This window comes from Burkholderia sp. BC1 (genome assembly GCF_052683555.1).
The window spans coordinates 44,947-53,284 of record NZ_JBQYLP010000044.1; the positions used below are offsets into that span (position 1 = coordinate 44,947).

General features: G+C 67.8%; 6 protein-coding genes and 1 pseudogene. 2 read left to right on the forward strand and 5 right to left on the reverse strand.

Annotation, left to right across the window (positions count from 1 at the left end):
* Positions 1-37 precede the first annotated feature (37 nt).
* Positions 38-2,755: an aconitate hydratase AcnA gene (acnA, locus tag ACSHSS_RS20430; RefSeq protein WP_048803867.1), complete on the forward strand. Its 2,718-nt coding sequence runs from the start codon at positions 38-40 to the stop codon at positions 2,753-2,755.
* A 144-nt stretch (positions 2,756-2,899) separates the two neighbouring features.
* Here acnA and ACSHSS_RS20435 read toward each other — a convergent pair whose 3' ends face one another.
* From ACSHSS_RS20435 to ACSHSS_RS20445, 3 genes are read right to left on the reverse strand one after another with little or no spacing between them, the layout of a single operon-like run.
* Positions 2,900-3,349 carry a DUF1801 domain-containing protein gene (locus ACSHSS_RS20435; RefSeq protein ID WP_060184019.1) on the reverse strand — a complete coding sequence of 150 codons (450 nt, stop codon included), beginning with the start codon at positions 3,347-3,349 and terminating at the stop codon, positions 2,900-2,902.
* Positions 3,346-3,783 carry an SRPBCC family protein gene (locus tag ACSHSS_RS20440; protein ID WP_012217321.1) on the reverse strand — a complete coding sequence of 146 codons (438 nt, stop codon included), beginning with the start codon at positions 3,781-3,783 and terminating at the stop codon, positions 3,346-3,348. The genes ACSHSS_RS20435 and ACSHSS_RS20440 overlap by 4 nt, the downstream gene beginning before the upstream one ends.
* On the reverse strand, positions 3,780-4,103 hold the full coding sequence (locus ACSHSS_RS20445; RefSeq protein WP_006416366.1) for an ArsR/SmtB family transcription factor: 324 nt from the start codon (positions 4,101-4,103) through the stop codon (positions 3,780-3,782). Before ACSHSS_RS20445 ends, ACSHSS_RS20440 begins: the two co-directional genes overlap by 4 nt.
* 615 nt (positions 4,104-4,718) lie before the next feature.
* Here ACSHSS_RS20445 and ACSHSS_RS20450 point away from each other — a divergent pair.
* On the forward strand, positions 4,719-6,458 hold the full coding sequence (locus ACSHSS_RS20450) for a S53 family peptidase (RefSeq protein ID WP_155817300.1): 1,740 nt from the start codon (positions 4,719-4,721) through the stop codon (positions 6,456-6,458).
* Positions 6,459-6,512: 54 nt separating this feature from the next.
* Here ACSHSS_RS20450 and ACSHSS_RS20455 read toward each other — a convergent pair whose 3' ends face one another.
* A complete protein-coding gene (locus tag ACSHSS_RS20455; protein WP_006399529.1) occupies positions 6,513-7,946 on the reverse strand; it encodes an MFS transporter in 1,434 nt (477 codons plus the stop codon).
* Positions 7,947-8,247: 301 nt separating this feature from the next.
* Positions 8,248-8,338, reverse strand: a pseudogene (locus tag ACSHSS_RS20460) (ABC transporter permease); the annotation flags it as partial.

Genomic DNA, 8,338 nt, shown 5'->3' on the forward strand with positions numbered 1-8,338 from the left:
AGCTCTTCTTTCCTCGCCTTAACCCAGGAAAATCACCATGGCCCACAATCTGCACAAGACCCTCAAGGAATTCGACAGCGGTTCCGGCAAAGGCAAGTTCTATTCGCTGCCGCAGCTCGGCAAGGAACTGAAGACGAAGATCGAGCGCCTGCCGGTGTCGATCCGCGTCGTGCTCGAGTCGGTGCTGCGCAACTACGACGGCAAGAAGATCACCGAAGAGCACATCGCGCAGCTCGCCAACTGGCAGCCGACGGCGAAGCGGGTCGACGAGATTCCGTTCGTGGTGTCGCGCGTCGTGCTGCAGGACTTCACGGGCGTGCCGCTGCTCGCCGACATCGCGGCCATGCGCGGCGTCGCTCAGCGCACGGGCAAGGATCCGAAGAAGATCGAGCCGCTGGTGCCGGTCGATCTCGTCGTCGACCACTCGGTCCAGATCGACTACTTCCGCCAGAAGGACGCGCTCGACCTGAACATGAAGCTGGAATTCCAGCGCAACAACGAGCGCTATCAGTTCATGAAGTGGGGCATGCAGGCATTCGACACGTTCAAGGTCGTGCCGCCGGGCGTCGGCATCGTCCACCAGGTGAACCTCGAGTATCTCGCGCGCGGCGTGCACAAGAAGAGCGACGGCGCGGACACGATCTACTACCCGGACACGCTCGTCGGCACCGACAGCCACACGACGATGATCAACGGCATCGGCGTGGTCGGCTGGGGCGTCGGCGGCATCGAGGCCGAAGCGGGCATGCTCGGCCAGCCGGTGTACTTCCTGACGCCGGACGTCGTCGGCGTCGAACTGAAGGGCCGCCTGCGCGAAGGCGTGACGGCGACCGACCTCGTGCTGACGATCACCGAAATGCTGCGCAAGGAGAAGGTCGTCGGCAAGTTCGTCGAATTCTTCGGCGAAGGCACGAAGTCGCTGTCGGTGCCGGACCGCGCGACGATCGCGAACATGGCGCCCGAATACGGCGCGACGATGGGCTTCTTCCCGGTCGACGAGAAGACGATCCAGTACTTCGAAGGCACGGGCCGCACGCAGGCGGAGATCGCTGCATTCGAGAACTACTTCAAGGCACAGAAGCTGTTCGGCATTCCGAAGGCCGGCGACATCGACTACACGAAGACGCTGACGCTCGACCTCGCGACGGTCGCGCCGTCGCTCGCAGGCCCGAAGCGTCCGCAGGACCGCATCGAAATCGGCAACGTGAAGTCGACGTTCAGCGAGCTGTTCTCGAAGCCCGTCGCGGAAAACGGCTTCGCGAAGAAGGCCGAGGATCTCGACGCCGAGTACAAGACGAGCAACGGCATCACCGTGAAGAACGGCGACGTGCTGATCGCCGCGATCACGTCGTGCACGAACACGTCGAACCCGAGCGTGCTGCTCGCGGCCGGCCTGCTCGCGAAGAAGGCCGTCGAGGCCGGGCTGACCGTCGCACCGCACATCAAGACGTCGCTCGCGCCGGGATCGCGGATCGTGACCGAATACCTGACGAAGACGGGCCTGCTGCCCTATCTCGCGAAGCTCGGCTTCGAAGTCGCCGCTTACGGCTGCACGACCTGTATCGGCAACGCGGGCGACCTGACGCCGGAACTGAACGAGGCGATCACGAAGAACGACATCGTCGCGGCGGCCGTGCTGTCGGGCAACCGCAACTTCGAAGCGCGGATCCACCCGAACATCCGCGCGAACTTCCTCGCGTCGCCGCCGCTCGTCGTCGCCTACGCGATCGCCGGCAACATCACGCGCGACCTGATGACCGAGCCGGTCGGCAAGGGCAAGGGCGGCCGGGACATCTACATCGGCGACATCTGGCCGTCGAGCGAAGAAATCCAGTCGCTGCTGAAGTTCGCGCTCGATCCGGAAAAGTTCGAGAAGAACTACGCGCATCTGACGAAGAAGGGCGATCTGTGGAGCAAGATCGAGGGCGAATCGGGCCAGGTCTACGACTGGCCGAAGTCGACCTACATCGCGGAACCGCCGTTCTTCGGCCACGACTTCTCGATGCAGCCGGCCGAGTCGATCGCGTCGGTCAAGGGCGCCCGCGCGCTCGGCATCTTCGGCGACTCGGTCACGACCGACCACATCAGCCCGGCAGGCTCGATCAAGGAAGACTCGCCGGCCGGCAAGTGGCTGAAGGAAAACGGCGTGCAGAAGGCCGACTTCAACAGCTACGGCTCGCGCCGCGGCAACCATGACGTGATGATGCGCGGCACGTTCGCCAACGTGCGGATCAAGAACCTGATGATCCCGGCGAAGGAAGACGGCACGCGCGTCGAAGGCGGTCTGACGATCCATCAGCCGAGCGGCGAACAGCTGTCGATCTACGACGCGGCGATGAAGTACATCGACGAAGGCACGCCGACCGTCGTGTTCGCCGGCGAAGAGTACGGGACGGGCTCGTCGCGCGACTGGGCCGCGAAGGGCACGCAGCTGCTCGGCGTGAAGGCCGTGATCGCGCGCAGCTTCGAGCGCATCCACCGTTCGAACCTGGTCGGCATGGGCGTGCTGCCGCTGCAGTTCAAGGGCGCGGACAGCGTGCAGTCGCTCGGCATCACCGGCGAAGAGACGTACGACATCGAAGGCCTCGGCGACGACTTCAAGCCGCAGCAGGACGTCACGCTCGTGATCCATCGCAAGAACGGCGAAACGCAGCGCGTGCCGGTGCTGCTGCGCATCGATACGCCGATCGAAGTCGACTACTACAAGCACGGCGGCATCCTGCCGTTCGTGCTGCGCTCGCTGCTCGCCGCATAAGCGCGCCGCTTTGCAGGTGCCGTTGCCGCCTCGCGGGCGGTGACGGCCGATTTGGATACGCCGACCTCGTGTCGGCGTTTTTTTTGCCTGCCCATTTCGCGCGCGACATGGCGCCGATGCGCGCGCCGGCTTGCGGCTAGCGCATCACGCCGCGTTGCGGCTTCGCGCCGCTTTCGCGCCGGCGCCCGAGCCGGCGCCCGCTCGCGCGTTCTTCTTCAGATGCGCGCGGTTGTAGTCGATCGCCGCGCGCACGAGCGCCTTCAGCGCGCGCGTGTCGATCCGGTCGCCTTCGACGAAATCGATCGCACGGCGCGCATTGCCTTCGAGGCCTGCGTTGAACAGCGCGTGCGGATCGGGCAGCTGCGCGCCGTGCATGAACGTCAGCTTCACCTTGCCCTTGTGCGCGTTCGCGACCGCGATCGTCCCGTCGCACTCCCACACGGGGCTGCCCATCCATTTCCATGCCTCGACGATGCCGGCGTCGGCCGCGAGGATCGTCCGCCGCAGTTCGGCAAGCGTGGCGCCGCGCCAGTCGGCGATGCCGGCGATCAGTGCGTCGATGCGCGCCTGCGCGCTCGTGTCCGCGGCCGTCATGCGCGTGCCTGCGTGTCGTCGTCGCCGCGCGCGAGCAGCTGCGCGAGCGCGTCGAAAAACGCGGGCCAGCCGGCCTGCGCGCCGCGGTATGCCTGCTCCTGATCGGTGCGGAAGCCGGTCTGCTCCATCCGCAGATGCGTGCCGCCGGCAGACGTCGGCGCGAGCGTCCACGTGACGATGCTTTCGAGACCGTACGCAGCCCAGGTGTAGCGCAGCGTACGCTGCGGCTCGATCGTCAGTACCTCGCAGTCGACCTCGCCCCAGTCCGCGCGAAAGCGGAACGCATGGCCCTCGACCGGCTCGAAGTCGCTGGCCATGAGCCACGCTTCGAGCAGATGCGGTTGCGTGAGCGCGCGCCAGACCTTCTCCGGCGGATGCGGCAGTTCCCGTTCGACGACGACGGAACGCGTTTCGGTGCGGCGATCGGCATTCATTGATCCATCCTTTTCAGCAGATCCTCGAGGGCGTCGAACCGGTCCTGCCAGAAACCGGCCATCCGGTTCGTCCAGTCGGCGAGCGGCGCGAGTGCATGCGGCCGCGCGCTGTAATGCGTCTGCCGCCCTTCGTGACGATCGATCACGAGGCCGGCCTGCTTCAATACGCCGAGATGCTTCGACACGGCCGGCTGCGACACGCCTGCATGCGCGGTCAGCGCAGCGACGGTCAACTCGCCTTCCTCGCACAGCCGCTCGAACAGCGCGCGGCGCGTCGGGTCGGCAAGCGTCCTGAACAGCAGGTCTTGAGCAGCGGACATTCAGATTCATAACTCACGGGTTATGCGTCGAAGCATAGCCGGCCATCGCCAAGAGTCAAGGAGAACGTCGACAGGCCGCGCGCGGCAGATTCGAGCACGCGCTCCAAACGTGCGTTCGGCCGCGTCGATCGAAAGCCGGCTGCAAGGCTGCGCGTCGCGTCGTTCCACAGTTCGGGAAATGCGGCGCCGCGCGCGTTGGCATCGCCGACCGGCGCGTGCGTCCGTGCGCCGGCATGCATGCGATCGCGTCGACGGTGATCACATAGTGCGACACGGCCGTGCGCGATGCCGAACGCGATCGCGCTACGCGCGCCATGCGCGCACGCCGCCGACCGCCGCGATCGCGCGCATTCCGTCGCTGGCGCGCGCAGCACGTGCGCATCGGCGTCGCGCAGGCTCACGATGGCGCACCGCGAACCGGTTCCGTTTGCGCGCCGCACAGCGCCTCGCTCGCGCGTGCGATTCGCGCGAGCGCGCGCCCGCCGATGTCAGAACTGACAGCTATGGAAACTGGCAGCTATCTGAATCGCATCGGCGCTCCTACGCTCGTCACCGCTCGCGACCCCAAAAGGGTCGGGGTTCCAGCAACGTCGTCTCTCCTCAAAAGGATGCCCGATGAAAAGGAACGTGCGGTTTGCCCTTCCCCTTCCGTCGCCCCGCCGCATCGCCTATGCGTGGCCGCTTCTCGTCGCGGCCGGCGCCGCGCATGCGGCGACCGACTGGGTCGACACCCATACCAAGGCCTTTCTGACCGGCCCGCAGCTGATGGCGCGCAGCGCGGCCTCGTCGCTCGAACTGGCGGCCGGCGAGACGACCGACGTCGTCGTCAGCCTGAAGCTGCGCAACGCCGATCAGCTGAAGCAGCTCGCGCGCGACGTGAACCGTCCGGGCAGCGCCCGCTATCGCCAGTATCTGACGCCCGAACGGTTCCTCGCCGACTACGCGCCGACCGAAGCGCAGGTCAAGTCGGTCGTCGACTATCTGCGCAAGAGCGGCTTCGTGAACATCGAGGTCGCGCCGAACCGGCTGCTCGTCTCCGCACGCGGCACGGCCGGCACCGTGAAGACCGCGTTCAACACGTCGCTCGTGCGCTTCCAGTACGCGGGCCGTTCCGGCTTCGCGAACGCATCGACGGCACAGGTGCCGCGCGCGCTCGGCGACGTCGTCGGTTCGGTGCTCGGGCTGCAGAACGTCGCGCGCGCCCATCCGATGCTGCGCATCGGCAACGTGTCGAAGCCGCAGACGCTCGCGGCCGGCACCGCGACCGGCCACTATCCGAAGGAATTCCCGGGCCTGTACAACGCGACCGGCGTGCCGAGCGCAGCCGGCGTGACGGTCGGCATCATCACGATCGGCGGCGTATCGCAGACGCTGCAGGACCTGAAGCGCTTCGCGTCGAGCAACGGCTACGCGACGGTCGCGACGCAGACCGTCAAGACCAACGGCACCGGCACGAGCGGCAGCTACGCCGACGACCCGGACGGTCAGGGCGAATGGGATCTCGACAGCCAGTCGATCGTCGGCGCGGCCGGCGGCCAGGTCGGCAAGCTCGTGTTCTACATGGCGGATCTGAACGCGCCCGGCAACACCGGCCTCACGCAAGCGTTCAACCGCGCGGTATCGGACAACACGGCGAAAGTGATCAACGTGTCGCTCGGCTGGTGCGAGACCGACGCGAACGCGGACGGCACGCTCGATGCCGAGGAACAGATCTTCACGACGGCGGCCGCGCAGGGCCAGACGTTCTCCGTGTCGTCCGGCGACGAGGGCGTGTACGAATGCAACAACCGCGGCTATCCGGACGGTGCGAATTACACGGTGTCGTGGCCGGCCTCGTCGCCGCACGTGCTCGCGATCGGCGGCACGACGCTGTACACCACGTCCGCGGGCGCGTTCTCGAGCGAGACCGTCTGGAACGAGGGACTCGACAGCAACGGCAAGCTATGGGCAACGGGCGGCGGCGTCAGCACGCTGCTGCCCGCGCCGGCATGGCAGTCGGGCAGCAACCGCCGTTTGCCGGACGTGTCCTTCGATGCCGCGCAAAGCACCGGCGCGTATATCTACAACTACGGCCAGTTGCAGCAGATCGGCGGCACGAGTCTCGCCGCGCCGATCTTTACGGGCTTCTGGGCGCGGCTGCTCGCCGCGAACGGCACGGGGCTCGGCTTTCCGGCCGCGAACCTCTATCGCGCGATTCCGGCGAACCCGTCGCTCGTGCGCTACGACGTCGTGTCGGGCAACAACGGCTATCAGGGCTACGGCTACACCGCGGGCACCGGATGGGACTACCCGACCGGCTTCGGCAGCCTGAACATCGCGAACCTGAACAAGCTGATCCAGTCGGGCGGCTTCTGAGCGACGCGCAGGCACGGGACGCGGCGCGCACGTGCGCGCCGCACGACATTGCGGCTACTTCGACGCGCGCTCCGACGCGACGGCAACGCCCGCGCGATGCGAGCGCGCAAACAGCCGCAGTCCGCTCGCCACGCTCGCGGCGCAGGCGAACGCGGCACCGAGCACCAGCGCGAGCGTCGGCCCGTGATGTCCCGCAATGCCGAACGACAGCGCGACGAGCGCGGCGCCCGTCGCCTGCCCGATCAGCCGCGCGGTGCCGATGATGCCGCTCGCACCGCCGCTGCGTTCCGGCGGCGCGCTCGACATCAGCGCCTTCAGGTTCGGCGACTGGAAAAAGCCGAAGCCGGCGCCGCACAGCATCATCCGCCAGCCGATGTCGATCGCGCTCGGGGCGGCCGGCAACGCGGCAAGCGACGCCATCCCGGCGCCGAGCAACGCGAGTCCGATCGCGCCGAGCAGTCCCGGCGGATAGCGATCGGACAGTCGTCCGGCGATCGGCGCGGCCAGCGCGACGACGGCCGACCACGGCGTCATCAGAAAACCGGTGTCGACCGCGCTGCGGTGCAGGACCGTCTCGAAGTAGAACGGCAGCGACACGAACGCGAGCCCTTGCGCCGCGAACGCGCAGACGGCGGTCACCGCGGACAGCGCGAACACGGGCCGGCGAAACAGGTCGACCGGCAGCATCGGCGCCGGGTGGCCGGCCTCCCGGCGGATCAGCAGCGCGCCGAATGCGAGCGCGACGGCGGCGGCCGCGAGCACGACGCGCAGCGGGCCGCGCTGCGCGAATTCGCCGAGCGCAAAGATCAGCGCCGAGAACGCGATCACGTTGAACAGCGCGGCGAGCGGATCGAAGGCATGCTTGCCGCGCACGGCTTCCGGCAGCGACGGAATCGCGACGGCGAGCGCGAGCACGCCGAGCGGCACGTTGACCGCGAACAGCCAGGGCCATGCGGCGGCGGACAGTATCAGCGATGCGATCGTCGGCCCGACCGCGAACGACACGCCGACGACGAGCGCATTGAAGCCGACGCCGCGCCCGAGCCGATGCGCGGGAAACAGGTTGCGGATCAGCGCGATGTTGACGCTCATGATCGCGCTCGCGCCCAAGCCCTGCACGATGCGCGCCGCGGTGAGCTGCGGCAGCGTCGACGCGAGCGCACAGCCGAGCGACGCGAGCGTAAACACCGCGAGACCGCCGACGTACACGCGCTTGTGCCCGACGATGTCGCCGAGCGACGCGAACGGCAGCAACGTCGCGACCATCGCGAGCTGATACGCGTTGATGATCCACACCGATGCGGCAGGCGACGCGTGCAGGTCGGTCGCGATCGCGGGCAATGCGGTGTTGGCGATCGCCGTATCGAGCGTCGCGAGCGCGACGGCGAGCAGCACGGCGGCCATCGCGCGCCAGTTGACGGCCGGTTCGGCGGCACCGGCAGGAGAAGCGAGTTCGGACACGATCGGTTCGGCAGACGGGCGACGCATGGCGTCGCGGATTGAACGGCGCGACGTCGGGCCCGCACTCCAGTGGAAGCAGCAGGACGCGCGGCGTCGCGGCCCGTATTGTTGCAGAGCCCGATCAAACGTGCAGGCGGCCGCGTCGCTCGTCAGCGAAACGAAAGGATTGTGCGCGATCGCGGTGCGATCGTAGCCGTTGCGCACGCAACTGTCGTCGCGAGGTGCGGCGTGCTGCGGTGCCTGTTACGCGCGGCCGGCGCATTCGCGCCGCACTGGGTTCGCGCCGCGCTCGACGCCTGTGTCTCCCGCGTCCCTCGCCTCTTCCGCGTTACGCCACCGCGCGCCGCGCCTGACGCCCGCGCAGCCATTCGAGCGCGAGCAGCAGGCTCGTCGAGAACACGATCAGGATCGTCGCGAGC

Coding starts and splice junctions, on each gene's coding strand:
- ACSHSS_RS20450 (WP_155817300.1), top strand. CDS start 4,719: ATGAAAAGGAACGTGCGGTTTGCCCTTCCCCTTCCGTCGCCCCGCCGC.
- acnA (WP_048803867.1), top strand. CDS start 38: ATGGCCCACAATCTGCACAAGACCCTCAAGGAATTCGACAGCGGTTCC.
- ACSHSS_RS20455 (WP_006399529.1), bottom strand. CDS start 7,946: ATGCGTCGCCCGTCTGCCGAACCGATCGTGTCCGAACTCGCTTCTCCT.
- ACSHSS_RS20445 (WP_006416366.1), bottom strand. CDS start 4,103: ATGTCCGCTGCTCAAGACCTGCTGTTCAGGACGCTTGCCGACCCGACG.
- ACSHSS_RS20440 (WP_012217321.1), bottom strand. CDS start 3,783: ATGAATGCCGATCGCCGCACCGAAACGCGTTCCGTCGTCGTCGAACGG.
- ACSHSS_RS20435 (WP_060184019.1), bottom strand. CDS start 3,349: ATGACGGCCGCGGACACGAGCGCGCAGGCGCGCATCGACGCACTGATC.